The following is a 14,888-nucleotide window of genomic DNA, read 5'->3' on the forward strand; positions in this document are numbered from 1 at the left end:
AAAGGCAAAGATAATCCTCAGCAGCGGCTATAGTTTGAACAGTCAGGCACAGCAGATTATGGATAAAGGATGTCACGGGTTTATCCAGAAGCCATTCGACATGACTCAAATTTCCAAACTGGTCCGGGGAATATTGGATTCATAAGCAGTGTATCAAATCAAAAAAGGGAGAAAATAATGTCAAAAACCAGAATTATCAGTGCAGTTTTTCTGTGTTGTATGATAGTTTCCACACTTGCATCTGGCGAGACGGTTAAAACACAAAATCCCTATGAAAGCGCCGTTACCATAGCCCGCAGCGAAATATGGCAAGCCATAAACAGCGGCAAATGCGGGAGCGTTACCACTGCCATAACAGTCAATGGCAAAGTCGTTTATGCCGAAGGCTTTGGCATGGCAAACAGAGAGAAGAGTATTCCTGTTGATACGTCTACACTCTTTAATATCGGCTCCATCAGCAAGGTGTATGTTGCAACTGCAATCATGCAGCTTGTTGATGATGGCAAAGTCTTGCTCGATAAGCCGGTCATATACTATCTTCCGGAATTCAAGATGGCTGACGACAGATATAAGAAGATCACCGTAAGAATGCTGTTAAACCACGTATCAGGCTTACCAGGGACTGAGGGTTCTAATTCCTTTGGATTTAAGTATGATAATAATATAAAGCAGGAAACAATCAATACTTTAGCCCGCGCACATCTTAAACATGCACCGGGAGCAATGGCAGTGTACTGCAATGACGGGTTTACATTGGCAGAAATGATAGTGGAACGGGTAAGCGGAAAAAAATACATCACTTTTCTTAATGAAAGAATATTTGGGCCGTTGGGACTGAGAAATACCGGTATGGGCGTGGGTGAGATCAAGGGTAAGTCTGTAGCATTGTATTATGACCCTGCAACCGGAAAAATTCATCCGCCTGAAACACTCTCGATGCTGGGCGCAGGCGGGTTGTCATCAACTGCCAGGGAACTCTGCCGTTTTGTGGATACTTTTGCGGAAAACAAACTATTGAAGAAAGCATCTCTCGATGAGATGAAAAAGGCGCAGCCTTCAGCGTTCCGGGGCAAGCTAAGAAATCCTGAAATTTCGTTTGGGCTGGGCTGGGACCTTACAGGCCTTCCGCGGTATGATGCAGCCGGGGTTCAAATATTGGGCAAGAGTGGCGGCACTGGAAATTACTCTTCCATGGTTTTTACAGCTCCCGATAAAAGAATATCTGTTGCGGTCATTGCTTCCGGAGCCGCAAGTGGGGCGATGGAAATAGCACTGCATATATTGGATGCGGTACTGGTTGAGAAAAAGCTCATTTCCAAAGAAGAAAAGGCCGTCCTGGTTCCCCCGGAATCGCAGAAATTGCCGCAAGATTATGCTTCATATGGCGGTTATTATGCCAGCGGTGTTGCATTAGGCCAGGTAGTGTTTGATGCGGATAAAAACAGCGCCACCCTATACAGTTTCAAGGAACAGGAGAAAACACCGGCAATCACACTTGTCTATAATAATGGCTATTACCATGATACCAAAGGCAACCGTTACTATTTTACCAACATAGACGGAGAAGGCTATTTAGTGAACTGTCCGTCAATAGCCAGGATCGATACGATCATAATGCAAAAAGTAAAGCCGATAGAAAAACCGCAAAGTCTCAAGATCGATATGGCTGATAAGGTTTGGCTGCGGCGTAACGTTTCCCCTTTTGAATCGATTATGGCTGTAGAATCGCATTTTGCAAAATCATTATTGTATAAAGACCTGCCTGGATATGTGGTTTTTGGTGGTGTCAAAAAGATCGATTCCGCTGAATTCGCGGGCATGCCTTTTGACTCTGTCCGCGATCAGACAGAACTGACCCTTTTTGAAAAGAATGGGGCCACATGGGCATGGGTTTCGGATATATTATATAGTCCGGCAGAGAACGCCGCTGCACTGAAAACCGGAGAGAATTCCATAAAAATAGGGAGGGATGGATATAACGAGTGGCTGAAAGCAAATGAAGGCATGGTTTTAAGTTTTACAAAACCTGAACAGGGGAGAATAATCATATTCTCTCCCGACGATACAACAACCTATGATAGCGCGCTTGATACAGGCGATGCGTATGCTGCCAGGGGCAGTTATATTGAATTTGCAGGTTTTGCAAACGATGTTTTTACAGTAAAAGCCAGGTCTGCAGCAACAGGTGAAAAGAAGTAAAATAAATAGCAGTTGCTGCATGGAATATAACATCGGAATGTTAATGTTATATTACAAAACCTGTCCCGTCATCTGTTTTAAAAATGTATTGTATCTGTGTGATTTTCCGAGTATTGTCTTCCCATGCTTAATGTTTTATGCCATTGACATATTTAGCATTAAATACTAATATCTTAGGAAATTACAGCTTGCAGTATATTAATTATTAGATGTCTACCATGAAAGGAATGAATTAATGTCTTCTGTCTTTTTATGCCACAGTTCTAAAGACAAGCCATTTGCGGCAAGTTTAGCTTCTAAACTTGCCGCAGAGGACATCAAAGTGTGGATAGATGAAGCAGAAATAAAAACAGGCGATTCACTTTCAGAAAAGATTGGATCTGCCATTAATGAAATGAGTTACTTTGCCATCATTCTATCAAATAATTCCATAGGTTCTCAATGGATAAAAAGAGAACTTCAGGCTGCCATTCAAAAAGAGCTTTTTGAAAAAAGGGTCGTAATATTGCCTTTGCTACTAAATGAAGTCGATCTTCCACCTTTCTTAAGAGATAAAAAATACGCCAATTTTATTGACGTTGACAAATTTGATGAATCATATGAACAACTCTTGACAGTATTAAAACCTGTTGCAACAAAAAGGTTAGTAGACAACATTACTTCTTTTGAAATAAGACGGGTCAAAAGAAAAAAAACAAACACAAAATGCCAAATAGATGGGAATGACATAGTCATAGTTGACATAAGCAAAGAAAATTTAGGGTTCTTAAGCAATATCCATTTTATTTACAATGAGGTTCAAACTATCAATATTGAGCACGATTACCTGTCTGAGATAATTAAATTTGTTGTGACCAGGTTAATGATTGCTGACGGAAAAACAGGATTTAATTACTTTATAGGCGCTGACATATTAGGGAGAGACATCCACATATAACCTGCGGCTCAACTCGGACGGGCCTTCAGCCCGCCTGTCAGCTCGTCGTCGTCGCCTCGTTCTATGCATGAAACCGAATTGGTATCAGATATCATGACGAGCATATCTGATTGTTACCCACTCTAATGTGAGAAAGAACCAAAAAAGGCAATTGCCTTCATTTAAATCCCTTTTTTATTTTCACTAATTTCTTCCCGCAGAAATATGTCTATACTTAATTCTATGTACCAAATTATCATACTTTCGACAATACCTTTGCAATTGCCTCGATGTTGCCGGTATATTATCTTTTGGAAGGGAGAAATCGTATGGATGGAACAAATCGGTCTGATATAACACCGGGGATAAAGGTTGCCATAGTACTGAAAAAAGATCAGCGCACCGGGATAATGACAGAAGGAGTTGTAAAGGATATCCTGACTAAATCACCACGGCACCCCCATGGCATAAAAGTACGCTTGCAAGGCGGGGAGATTGGGCGGGTGAAAAAAATACTTGATCGGATTTCAATAAATACCGGGAGTTGAAGATCTGTGGACAATAAGGATATCGATTGTAAAAATTGCAGGCACTATTATATAACCTGGGACAGGAAATTTCCTTACGGGTGCAAAGCAATTCAATTCAAATCTGCCAGATTGCCTTCTCTCGAAGTCTTTGCTGCATCCGGTATTGCCTGCCTGCGTTTTGAAGAAAAAATAATAAAACCGGGAAAAAAGCGTGTATCCAGAGGCAAATAAACTAATTTTCTGAGGAGATATCAGAAGCGGCCCGAGGATTGTCTAAACTTGCAGGAAGTTTTGAAAGTGAAGACCGGAGCCTTAAGGTTCAGTAATATAAATATCACAATATATACATTTACTACTAAGAGTTTTACTCAACGGGCGGGGCCTTTGGCTGTCAATAGTCAACGTTTAGGATTTATACGTGAGATATGCTCGTATTTCTGATGTAAAATAGTTTGCTAACAAGTCAGATATTAACTATAATACAAAATAAAAATTATGGAGTAATAATGAGTGGTGCATTGTGAAGATTGCCATATCAGGTAAAGGCGGAGTGGGGAAAACAACCCTTGCAGGGGTAATGGCAAGGGCACTGGGGGAACGTGGTTTTAAGGTGCTCGCAATAGATGCTGACCCTGATTCTAACCTGGGGAGTGCTATAGGTTTTACATCAGAAGAATTGAAAGGGGCTGTGCCGCTGGCACAGATGGAAGAATTCATCGAAGAGCGGACAGGCGCAAAAAAAGGACAGTATGGCTCATTTTTTAAACTGAACCCAATGGTTGATGACATACCCGACAAATTTTCCGTTGAAAAAGGCAATGTCAGGTTAATTGTTCTGGGCAATATCGTTCAGGGCGGCGGCGGCTGTTTTTGCGCAGAGAATGTACTTTTAAAGAGCCTGCTCTCCTATGTACTTATTGAGCGGGATGAATACGTGATTGTGGATATGGAAGCAGGACTTGAGCATCTTGGAAGGGGTTCTACAGCTTACATTGATGCGCTTATCGTTGTTGTGGAACCCGGTCAGAGAAGTTTCCAGACAGCATACCAGACTAAGAAACTTGCTGCTGACCTTGGGATAAAAAATATATTTATTGTAGGAAACAAGGTGATGAACGATGATGACCTGACCCTGATTAAGGAGAACCTTGGCGGTTTGTCGCTCATCGGATGCCTGGGATATAACGGAAAAGTGCTGGAGGCTGATAAGCAGGGTGTATCCCCTTATGATATAGATGCACAAATCAAGGCGGAAACTGGAGATATTATCGATAACCTTGAGAAATCAATAAAATGATGAGAATTATTGCTCCCATCAGCCTCATATGTTCAACTATTTTTCTCTCATCTATTGCCCTTGCAGCTTCTATCTTTGACAACAAAGGCATAGTAATCCACAAGTTTTCATGCTTTTGGGCTTTTCTCCATCTGAAGATGTGCGGCATTAAGGTTTTGTCAAAAGGAACGGAAAATCTTTCGAAGCCGCCTTATATAATTATGTGTAATCATCAGAGTGCACTTGATATATTTGTGCTCTATATTGCACTTCCTTTTTTATTTAAATGGGTTGCAAAGAGACAACTCTTTTCCATTCCTTTTGTGGGGTGGATCATGAAAAGAGCCGGTTATGTCAGCCTCGACAGGGAAAACGCGAGGGAAGGTTTAAAAGCGATAAACGATGCAGCGCAAAAAATCAGGGAAGGCATGAATATAATCATATTCCCTGAAGGCACCCGAAGTAAGGACGGAAAACTGCTCCCCTTTAAAAAAGGGGTGTTTTCGCTCGCTCTACGTGCCGGTGTTCCTGTGATCCCCGTAGGGATTATCGGGACGAGCAGATTGCAGCCGAAGGATAGTCTTATGCCTAAAGCAAAAGGGGTAATATATGTTAATATAGGTAAACCGGTATTGATCAACGGGGATAAAGCTTCGGAAAAGGCAAGGATAATGGATGAAGTAAGAGCGTCCATTGAAAAGCTGACGGCAGAAAATTAAGTAATTGTTGAGAGGATAAAAAGGTATGTCTGGAGAGTTTAAAAAGGAGATATTAGGCATCGGACTTTTCGGTATCTTTGTATTTTTGTTTGTCAGTCTGATTTCATACTATCCTCTTGATCCCTCTTTTAATACGCTTGCAGAAGGATCTGCAAAAAATCTTTGCGGGAAGGTCGGCTCTTATATCACGGACATCCTTATCCAGTTGTTTGGGATGGTGAGCTATCTCCTGCCTGCGATAACTTTACTGTTTTCTGTGTTTTACCTGAGAAAAAAAGACCCTCCTCATATACTTGTGCTCTCATCGGGGCTTGTACTGCTATTTCTGTCAATGTCGGTTATTTTACAACTCCTGGTAGGAAGATTGCAGATCAAAGGTGTTGTTATTCCCTTTTCCGGTTTCCTCGGTGTTCTGCTTGAAAAAACCCTGGTGAATCTATTCAGCTATTTCGGCAGTTACCTTATTTCTGTTATCCTCTTTCTGATTTCTATTTTTCTGATTGTCCAGGCGCCGATGCTTTCCCTCCTCGAAATACGTATTGCAAGGAGAAAATCGGTAGAGCACAGGAAAGAGATCAAAGTAGCGGAAGAAAAGAAGCCTGAGCCAGTGATAGAGAAAAAAGCAGTTCAGGAGTCTTTTGAGTTTTTTAAAGATATCGGCCCCTATAAGCTTCCGCATGTTTCACTACTCGATGCCATAGAGAAGAAAGAAGTAAAAATTGACAAAGAGAGTATACAGCTCAATGCAAGTATCCTTGAGAAAAAATTGAAGGACTACGGGATTAACGGAAGGGTTTCAGAGGTAAAGCCCGGTCCGGTAATAACCATGTATGAATTTGAGCCTGCCCCGGGCATAAAGGTAAGCAGAATTTCTAATCTTGCCGATGACCTGGCAATGGCGTTAAGTGCTGTGTCAATAAGGATTATTGCGCCTATTCCGGGGAAAGCCGTGGTAGGTATAGAAATACCTAATAAAATACGTCAGACGGTATATTTCAGAGAGATTGTCGAATCCGAACAGTTCATTTCATCTCAATCTTATCTGACCCTTGCGCTGGGCAAGACAATATCAGGCGAGCCATATGTTGCAGAGTTGTCCAAGATGCCCCATCTACTGGTTGCCGGTTCCACCGGCTCCGGTAAGAGTGTGTCCCTCAACAGCATGATATGCAGCATTCTTTACAAAGCCACGCCGGTCAATGTAAGGTTTCTCATGATTGATCTGAAGATGCTTGAACTCTCCTTCTATGACGGCATACCGCACCTCCTTCTTCCTGTTGTTACAAACCCTAAAAATGCAAAGACGTCTTTGCATTGGCTCATAGATGAGATGGAGAGAAGATACACGATGATGGCGGAAATGGGTGTGCGGAGCATAGAGAAGTACAATCAAAAGACGGCGAAGCTGGAGCGGGAGCAGGGACATGATATACTGCCCTATATTGTTGTTGTCATAGACGAGCTTGCCGATTTGATGATGGTCTCTACGAGGGAAGTGGAGGAATATATCGCAAGACTTGCGCAGATGGCCAGGGCGTCCGGAATCCATCTGATTCTTGCTACACAACGGCCATCGGTAGATGTGCTGACAGGCATTATCAAGGCAAATTTTCCGGCCCGCATCTCATGCCAGGTATCGTCAAAGGTGGATTCAAGGACAATTCTTGATGCAAACGGTGCTGAAAGCCTGCTCGGATACGGAGACATGCTTTTTATGAGTCCCGGACTCAGCAAACTTCAGCGTATTCATGGTCCCTTCGTGTCGGAAGGGGAGATAAAGAGAATCGTCGGTTTTCTGAAAGAACAGTCGACGCCTTTATATCAGACCGAGATACTTGAGGAAAAGGATGAAAAGGGAGAGGAAGAAGAAATAGATGACGAGAAATACAAAGAAGCAGTGGAGTTTGTTGTGGATAAAGGGGAAGCATCTATAAGCATGGTTCAGAGGAGGTTCAGGATAGGATACAACAGGGCTGCCAGGATTGTGGAGAGGATGGAAAGGGATGGTGTTGTCGGCCCCTCTGACGGGGTTAAACCGAGAGAAGTTTTGAGAAAATAATGAAAAAGAGACCATTTAAGTGCAATTATATTTTATTGATGTTTATGATACTTTGTTCATGTACTTTCGTGACAGGTGTTTCAGGTGAAACGCTTAAGACTCCGGCTGCGCAAGGCGGAATTGAAGTCAAAACCGATGTGAAGCATTCTTCTCCCTTTGATACGATTGAAAAGACATATGCGGAGATCAACACCCTGAATGCACAGTTCCAGCAGAAGATAGTTATTTCGAGCTTGAAGAAGGAAAGGGCATTTGAAGGAAAATTTCTCTACAAAAGACATAAGGGTTTTCTTTGGCAGTATGTATCACCAAAAGGCAGGTATTTCCTCTATGACGGGAAGTATATATGGCAGGGGGAAGATGAAAAACCTTTTGTGCAGAAAAACAAGGTGAGCAAAGATAAAACTGATGGTACATTTCTGGACCTTGTAGAAGATGTATCCAAATTAGATGAACTTTTTAACCTGAAACATCATGAAAAGACAGGGGATACAGAAGTGCTTGAACTTATTCCTAAAAAAGACAGCACAATAAAGACGGCAAAGGTCTGGATAGACAGACAAAACATGGTTAAAAAAATAGAACTTCATGAATTTACAGGGAATGTTAACACAATTGAGTTTGTATCCATAAAGGTGAATCAGCCCATAGAGGATACGAGGTTCATATTTAAACCGGACAAGCAAAAAGAAATTATAGAAAGATGAATAAAAACAGGAAAGATAACCGGGGAAGGGGGAAGGGGGTAGGGGTCCGGCCTTTGATTATTGACGGCGGCAACTCCGTCAACGTCAAGGGCTGACCCCTTTTTACTATGGGACTGCACAAAGACGAAGCGATTATCCTTTCAAAAAGAGCATACGGCGAGTCGGATAAGATTATGCGGCTTTTTACGCTGATATCCGGGAAGATTTCCGCAATTGCAAAAGGTGCCGGTAAAAGCCAGAAACGCTTCATGAATACCCTTGAACCCTTTAATCATATAAATGTCGAGTATTTTGAAAAACAGGCCAGGGGGATGGTAAGAATAGAAAATGCCGATATTATAGAAACCGGCAGCGGTATGGAAACAAGTCTTAAAAAGGTATCTGTTGCCGCTTTTTTTGTAGAGTTTGCCGACAGGCTTACTAAGGAGCGGGAGAAGAATACCGCCCTCTTTTATATACTGAAGGATATACTGGCAAGACTGAAATATAATGAGTTTGACTATGAAGACATTCTTCACCAGGAGCTTAAAATACTGGAAATATTGGGTTATATGCCTAATTTTATTGGCTGCGTCTATTGCGGCAAATTTATTACTGATGACCATAAAGTTCATTTTTCAAGCGAAAGGGGAGGCATCCTCTGTCCTGCCTGCTCAAGGGCTATCCCGCACAGGACCTATTCGGGGGGCACTATCCCGAGGCTTATTTCAATCGGCAATAACGGTAACAGTTCAGCATTTGAGGTCCGCGATAGTAAAGGACCTTCAGATGTATATATTCCGGATGAGACAAAGCGTTTCGAGAGGGAAGTCATGGAGATCATGGAAAGCTTTATCTCCTTTCATCTCGATGTTGAATTCAAATCGTATAAAATACTGAAAAGTCTGATCTGAAAAAGTTATTTTCTTTAAATTTTTATTGTTGTGGATGTTAACGTTCCTGACCTTCTCTGTACACTGCTACCGGACCTGCATCGCCTCTTCCCTGGCACTAACTGCGAAACGCGAATAAGGAAGGAAACCTCAACTTATTTACCAATAAACAACTGTATGGGCCCGCTTTTCTAGAAAAGCGGGCCCGAAGGCCCGCTCTATGTGGTTTATTTCTTCTTTGCTTTGGCTGCTGGTTTCTTTACTGCTTTCTTTACGGGTTTTGCGGCTGCCTTACCATTGACCACTGCCTTTAACGCTGCTCCTGCGGAGAACTTAGGCACTTTCTTCGCGGCAATTTTGATCTCTTTGCCGGTCCGTGGATTTCTACCCTTTCTTGCGCTTCTTTGTGCGACAGAAAACGTACCGAATCCTATAATTGTTGTTTTCCCACCTTTCTTCAGTGCTCCCTCTATACAGCCGATAATCGTCTGAAATGCCTTACCTGCTGCTACTTTTGAAATCTTAAGTTCTTCTGCTACCTTTGCTACGATTTCTGTTTTTGTCATTTGTCCCACCCTCCTTGATTTTATATTAATTATATATATGATTATCAGGCAAAAACACTTTGCCTGTTATATCAATCCCTGTAAATACAACCATCTATATGGATTATCCATATAACTATCGATAATGTCAAGGAAAATATGCACTTTATTGTAATATTTCTTGCTCTGACAAGTGTTCAAGAGAGGGGTTGTTTCTAAAGGCCTATAGATCCTGTGTTTTACCGTTGTTGCTATTGCGAATGAACCTCCCCGCAGCAAGCTGCGGGGTATCACTGGAAAGAGGCTCATATCCCCCTCATATCCCCCTCACCCCCGGAGGGGCGAGGGAAAGTAGTAACCCTGCAGCAAGCTGCAGGGAATCATGTTGACAAACCGGTCTTTCTGATGCAGATTATATCTGCATGGTTTCTAAAGTGGAACACATGACCGGGGAAAACCAACCAACCTTCTTTAACAAATCATTGGAGAGGGCATTACAAATCATGAATGCCTTTCGGACCGACCGACGGGAGTTTACTGTGGGCCAACTTTCCTATATCCTGGGTCTGTCCAGGGCTACAGTTTCAAGACTGTGCACAACGCTCGTCAAATACGACTACCTTAAGCAGGCCCCGGAGTCAAAACAGTATTCTCTTGGCATAAGATTGTTTGACCTGGGTAGTATCGTCTTTGACTCCTTCTCTCTCAGGCGCATTGCCTCTCCCCACCTAAGCCGCCTGCAAATTAAGGTAGGCAAGACCATATACTTAGGGATTCTGGAGAACGACGAACTGCTTTATATTGATAAGAGGGAAGATCCCCGGAACCCAGTTAGTTTCACATCGAGGATAGGTACGCGCCGTTCCCCTAATTGGGGTATGCTGGGGTTAGTGCTCATGGCATACCTTCCGGATAGTGAGGTGGACAGGCTTCTTCGCAAATATCCTCTCGTAGCATCGACAAAGAGGTCCATTATTAGGAAAGATGAGTACAAGGAACGGCTTCGGAAGGTGCGGGAAGAGGGCTATGCCATCGACGTGGAAGAGGTCTTTGAGGGCATTAGCGGGGTATCCGTCCCGATCCGTGATTTTACAGCAAAGGTTACGGCAAGCCTTGGTGTAGGCTTCATCTCTTCCTCGGTGGATTCGAAGGGTCTGAAAAGAATAATCAAAGAGGCTATGGAAACTGCCCGGATCATCTCCAGGGAGATGGGTTATGTCAAAAAAGAAGGGCAGACCGAATAGCCTATCGATTCTTCACCACCCTCTTTTCAGGGCCTGTCTTTTCGAGTTTGTTCCACCTTCAGGACCACGGATGATTCTTGATTCCGGACTTCTTACTTGACAAAACTTTTGGACATGATAGAATGGTCATAAAATGGACATGGTGGTCACTAAATAACCACATGCCGTGCATTTTTGGAGGCTGACCGGAGTCCCAAGAGGGCAGTCCTGCACGGGAAGAGTTAGTCAGCGTGGCGCGATGCAAGAAAGACAAAATAAAGGGGGTATGAAAAATGAGAAAAGGCGCATTTGTACTGGGGCTTATCGTTTCAATTCTATTCTCGACCTATTGTCAAGCAGATGTGATCAAGTTGAAGTTCGCGAACTATTTCCCACCCATGCACAAGAATTCAATCATTATGGAAAAGTACTGCAAGGAACTGAACAAGAAGCTTGCAGGCAAGGTGGAGATAACCCATTACACCGGGGGCATACTCCTGACAGCAGCCAAAATAGCCACAGGAATAGGAGCAGGTGTTGCAGACATAGGCCTCTCACATTGCTCTTACTCAAGAGGCCGCTTCCCGGTAATGGAGATCATGGAGTTGCCCCTTGGTTTCCCGAGCAGTTGGGTGGCAACACATGCGGCAAATGACTTTTATAACAAGTTTAAACCCAAGGAGTGGGATAACTACCAGACTCTCATGTTCAGCACCAGCCCTCCCTGTGTTGTGCAAACCCTTACTAAGCCGGTCAAGACTCTCGAAGACATTAAAGGGCTCAAAATCCGGGGCACGGGTAGGATTGCGGATATAACAAAGGCTCTGGGAGCGTTACCAATGCCATTGGAGATGGTGGATGTGTATGAATCTCTCAGACGGGGTGTGCTTGAGGGGAACCTTGGCAATTTTGAGCAGATGAAGGGTTTCAAGATAGGGGAACTCTTGAAGTATAACACCGCATCCTGGAAAATCTCGAGCGTCAATATCTTTTATGTCATTATGAACAAGGCTAAATGGAATAGTCTTCCAGCTGACGTTCAGGCGGTAATAACCGATTACACGAAAGGATTTCTGGAGGAATGGGCGGTATCGTGGAACGATATAGAAATCGAGGGCAGAGAGTTCTTCCTGAAACAGGGTGGCCAGATTATACCCCTCGCGGACACAGAGGCTAATAGGTGGATAAAAGCTGTTGAGCCTATTATAGCAGAATATAAGAAAGACATGGTCTCCAAGGGGTATAAAGCCGATGAGGTCGACAATTGGGTAAACTTTTTGCGGGAACGCGTAGAATATTGGAAAGGCCAGGAAAAGGCCCGGAACATACCGACAGCTTACAAATACTAACAAGTGTGGGCCTTGACCGGAAAGGGGGTACACCCCTTTCTACTCGGGTCCTAGGGAGAACGAAGGGAACATTCCTAAGAAAATAAGAAACTCGTAATAATATTTATTTTCTAAAGAATGTCCCCTCTTCTCTACTGTGCTTCGCGGTTTTCTAAAGGTAAGGATTATCTATGGAAATGTGTCCCTTAAGTCCTTTCCTGGATGACTCTTTCCTGCACGTACAAAGCATGAGCTTCGCGGTTTCCCAGAGGCAAGAACTACGGATTGAAATGCGGCCCTTCTACCCTTAACTGGATAATTTTTCTTTCACTTACAAGTCGAAGCATGGAGAGTTCAGAGAAAAGTCGCCAAAGTATCTACCTGCGTAATAAGTTGATCAAGAATTGAGGGTGTTTCAGGAAGAAGAATGGACTTCCAATCAGTGTATTAAAAGAGCATTCACAGTACAGGAACATATAAGGATTGATACTGGCGGAATAGGAACTGCTCAGGTCACAGATCGCAAATTGGTTATACTTTAAACCTCCCAATTACGTTGTTCAGTTCTTCCACTGATCGCTGTAACTCACCTGCCAGTTTTACATTATGCTCTGTTGCAGAAGAGGTTTGTATAATAGAATCTTTAATATTGCCGACAGTTTTACCGATTTCTTCCGAGACAATAGACTGCTGAGATGAGGCACTCGCTATTTGTGTAACCATTGCCATTACCAAATCAGCTCCACTAACAATTTCTGTTAATGCATTTTTTGCTTCATAAATCTTGTCTTTACTTTTTAAAACCTCTTCTTTGCTCTTTCCCATTGAACTTACCGCATTAATGGTACCGTTTTTAATGGAGATGATCGTTTTGCCAATATCTTTTGTTGCTGTTGCTGTCTTTTCAGCAAGCTTTCTGACCTCGTCTGCGACAACAGCGAAACCTCTCCCTGCATCTCCAGCGCGGGCTGCCTCAATTGCTGCATTTAAAGCAAGCAGGTTGGTCTGGTCAGCAATGTCTTCTATAACCTTGATTATCTCATCAATTAAATCGGATAGCGTTCCTAACTCATTTACTGCACTTGAAGATGTTTCTACCGAGTTTACAAGACCATCCATGATCTCCATATTCTCGATGGTTTTCTTTTCGCCCGTCTTTGCAATATCCGATGATTTATTGGCTTCATCTTTTGTGCTGTTAGCATTTCTTGCAACTTCGAGGATACTTGAGGTCATTTCTTCAACTGAACTTGCAACTTCAATAGTATGATTCATTTGCAGGACAATCACATTTTTCATTTCTTCTGTCTTTTCGTAGATATCATTGGCAGAACGTGATACATTTGAAGTGTTTTGCCCTACCTTCACAACAATTTCATGTATTTTATCGACGAATTTGTTAAACTTCTTTGAAAGTACTTCGAATTCGTCTTGTGTCTCGACCCTTTCCAGCCTTTTCGTGAGATCTCCATCTCCTTCGGCTATGTCCGTCAGCATGACCGTAACTTTTTTTAGCGGTTTCATTATTCTGTTTGAAACAAGAAGGGAAACCAATGGCAAAATCAGGCAAAGTATCAAAACACTGATTAAGACACCTCCAAATATAAAGGCGTTTATCTTTTTACTAATGGTTGTCTTCTCGATGCCTATATGTAAAATGCCGGCAGTATCTCCTCCATCGTTTTTAATGGGGTATGCTTTGTCAATGACATTTTTTGCCTGCTCGAATGTTTTGTTTATATACTGATTTTCGGTATGGTAATGGACTAACCCTTGTGCATCGGTAACTGCTAAATATAAGATGTCCTTATCTGAGGCTTTGGTCTTCTCGCAGTCCCTTTTGATCCAATCCATTATCACTCCGCTGCTTCCCAGGGAGCCTGATTTCAGTATGTCATTAATCGACTTAATGACACTTTGCGCAGATGCGTTTATCTTGCCGTCAATAGCTTCACGATAATATTTTGAGAAATTGTATACATTAACCCCTATACACAAAATGGCTGTTGACAGCACTGCGAGAGAAATTACCATTATGAGTTTCGTTCTGACACTTTTGTACTTTCTCATATTCCACCCCTTCCGGTCTGCTAACTGGTTTTTTGAAACTCCCAACTACCATAATTATCGGGATTATATTAAATAACTTAAATATTAAAGGCGGATATCATAGACATTTTTCACTTATTATGACACCTCATTCATGACAACGCAGTGTATACGAAGCCTCCCCTATTCCCCCAATGTCAAGGATACATCATTTTTTAATAAGTTAAGCTTAATCAACGATAGGGAGATGTTGCGATATTGAGGAACATTATTCCTCTTTTAAGATTATGGCCTCAATGTTCCCCTGGAGTTTTTTATCAGACTTATCTACATTCATCTTTGTTCCTGCTTCCTTAATCATATGCATTGGTGTGGTTATATGGGGTAGCCTTATAAGATTTAACATTATTGAAGTCGAGATTTGCGGCAGATGTGTTTGCATGGCAGCTTTCCTTCTGTAATGTG

The 14,888-nt window shown here is 42.5% G+C and carries 14 protein-coding genes; 11 read left to right on the top strand and 3 right to left on the bottom strand.

Annotated features, from left to right (window positions below):
* Positions 1-177 precede the first annotated feature (177 nt).
* From NT010_10205 to recO, 9 genes are all read left to right on the top strand, one after another.
* The gene (locus tag NT010_10205; protein ID MCX5806421.1) at positions 178-2,199 is read left to right on the top strand and encodes a serine hydrolase; all 2,022 of its coding nucleotides are present in this window, start codon (positions 178-180) and stop codon (positions 2,197-2,199) included.
* A gap of 235 nt (positions 2,200-2,434) precedes the next feature.
* Positions 2,435-3,136, top strand: a complete 702-nt coding sequence (locus tag NT010_10210) for a toll/interleukin-1 receptor domain-containing protein (GenBank protein MCX5806422.1) — start codon at positions 2,435-2,437, stop codon at positions 3,134-3,136.
* A gap of 308 nt (positions 3,137-3,444) precedes the next feature.
* Complete coding sequence (locus tag NT010_10215; protein MCX5806423.1) at positions 3,445-3,663, top strand: YwbE family protein; 219 nt, start codon at positions 3,445-3,447, stop codon at positions 3,661-3,663.
* A 6-nt stretch (positions 3,664-3,669) separates the two neighbouring features.
* Positions 3,670-3,876, top strand: a complete 207-nt coding sequence (locus NT010_10220; GenBank protein MCX5806424.1) for a uracil-DNA glycosylase — start codon at positions 3,670-3,672, stop codon at positions 3,874-3,876.
* Positions 3,877-4,165: 289 nt separating this feature from the next.
* Positions 4,166-4,942, top strand: a complete 777-nt coding sequence (locus NT010_10225; GenBank protein MCX5806425.1) for an AAA family ATPase — start codon at positions 4,166-4,168, stop codon at positions 4,940-4,942.
* Entirely contained in the window at positions 4,939-5,640 is a 702-nt protein-coding gene (locus NT010_10230) for a lysophospholipid acyltransferase family protein (protein ID MCX5806426.1), read from the top strand. The genes NT010_10225 and NT010_10230 overlap by 4 nt, the downstream gene beginning before the upstream one ends.
* 25 nt (positions 5,641-5,665) lie before the next feature.
* Positions 5,666-7,699: a DNA translocase FtsK 4TM domain-containing protein gene (locus NT010_10235; GenBank protein MCX5806427.1), complete on the top strand. Its 2,034-nt coding sequence runs from the start codon at positions 5,666-5,668 to the stop codon at positions 7,697-7,699.
* The gene (locus tag NT010_10240) at positions 7,699-8,406 is read left to right on the top strand and encodes an outer membrane lipoprotein carrier protein LolA (protein MCX5806428.1); all 708 of its coding nucleotides are present in this window, start codon (positions 7,699-7,701) and stop codon (positions 8,404-8,406) included. The genes NT010_10235 and NT010_10240 overlap by 1 nt, the downstream gene beginning before the upstream one ends.
* Positions 8,407-8,513: 107 nt before the next feature.
* Complete coding sequence (gene recO / locus NT010_10245) at positions 8,514-9,299, top strand: DNA repair protein RecO (protein ID MCX5806429.1); 786 nt, start codon at positions 8,514-8,516, stop codon at positions 9,297-9,299.
* Between the two features lie 206 nt (positions 9,300-9,505).
* On the opposite strand, the gene NT010_10250 is transcribed toward recO, so the two are convergent.
* A complete protein-coding gene (locus tag NT010_10250; GenBank protein ID MCX5806430.1) occupies positions 9,506-9,844 on the bottom strand; it encodes an HU family DNA-binding protein in 339 nt (112 codons plus the stop codon).
* Positions 9,845-10,266: 422 nt separating this feature from the next.
* On the opposite strand from NT010_10250, the gene NT010_10255 reads away from it, so the two are divergent.
* The gene (locus NT010_10255) at positions 10,267-11,067 is read left to right on the top strand and encodes an IclR family transcriptional regulator (GenBank protein MCX5806431.1); all 801 of its coding nucleotides are present in this window, start codon (positions 10,267-10,269) and stop codon (positions 11,065-11,067) included.
* Positions 11,068-11,339: 272 nt separating this feature from the next.
* Positions 11,340-12,395: a TRAP transporter substrate-binding protein gene (locus tag NT010_10260; GenBank protein MCX5806432.1), complete on the top strand. Its 1,056-nt coding sequence runs from the start codon at positions 11,340-11,342 to the stop codon at positions 12,393-12,395.
* A gap of 510 nt (positions 12,396-12,905) precedes the next feature.
* Here NT010_10260 and NT010_10265 read toward each other — a convergent pair.
* Positions 12,906-14,444, bottom strand: coding sequence for a methyl-accepting chemotaxis protein (locus tag NT010_10265; protein ID MCX5806433.1), 1,539 nt, complete (start codon positions 14,442-14,444; stop codon positions 12,906-12,908).
* Positions 14,445-14,691: 247 nt separating this feature from the next.
* Complete coding sequence (locus NT010_10270; protein MCX5806434.1) at positions 14,692-14,865, bottom strand: hypothetical protein; 174 nt, start codon at positions 14,863-14,865, stop codon at positions 14,692-14,694.
* Positions 14,866-14,888 lie beyond the last annotated feature (23 nt).

It is taken from the genome of Pseudomonadota bacterium, assembly GCA_026388275.1.
GTDB lineage: Bacteria > Desulfobacterota > Syntrophorhabdia > Syntrophorhabdales > Syntrophorhabdaceae > JAPLKB01.

Coding starts and splice junctions, on each gene's coding strand:
- NT010_10235 (MCX5806427.1), top strand. CDS start 5,666: ATGTCTGGAGAGTTTAAAAAGGAGATATTAGGCATCGGACTTTTCGGT.
- NT010_10210 (MCX5806422.1), top strand. CDS start 2,435: ATGTCTTCTGTCTTTTTATGCCACAGTTCTAAAGACAAGCCATTTGCG.
- NT010_10205 (MCX5806421.1), top strand. CDS start 178: ATGTCAAAAACCAGAATTATCAGTGCAGTTTTTCTGTGTTGTATGATA.
- NT010_10240 (MCX5806428.1), top strand. CDS start 7,699: ATGAAAAAGAGACCATTTAAGTGCAATTATATTTTATTGATGTTTATG.
- recO (MCX5806429.1), top strand. CDS start 8,514: ATGGGACTGCACAAAGACGAAGCGATTATCCTTTCAAAAAGAGCATAC.
- NT010_10230 (MCX5806426.1), top strand. CDS start 4,939: ATGATGAGAATTATTGCTCCCATCAGCCTCATATGTTCAACTATTTTT.
- NT010_10265 (MCX5806433.1), bottom strand. CDS start 14,444: ATGAGAAAGTACAAAAGTGTCAGAACGAAACTCATAATGGTAATTTCT.
- NT010_10260 (MCX5806432.1), top strand. CDS start 11,340: ATGAGAAAAGGCGCATTTGTACTGGGGCTTATCGTTTCAATTCTATTC.
- NT010_10270 (MCX5806434.1), bottom strand. CDS start 14,865: ATGCAAACACATCTGCCGCAAATCTCGACTTCAATAATGTTAAATCTT.
- NT010_10215 (MCX5806423.1), top strand. CDS start 3,445: ATGGATGGAACAAATCGGTCTGATATAACACCGGGGATAAAGGTTGCC.
- NT010_10255 (MCX5806431.1), top strand. CDS start 10,267: ATGACCGGGGAAAACCAACCAACCTTCTTTAACAAATCATTGGAGAGG.
- NT010_10250 (MCX5806430.1), bottom strand. CDS start 9,844: ATGACAAAAACAGAAATCGTAGCAAAGGTAGCAGAAGAACTTAAGATT.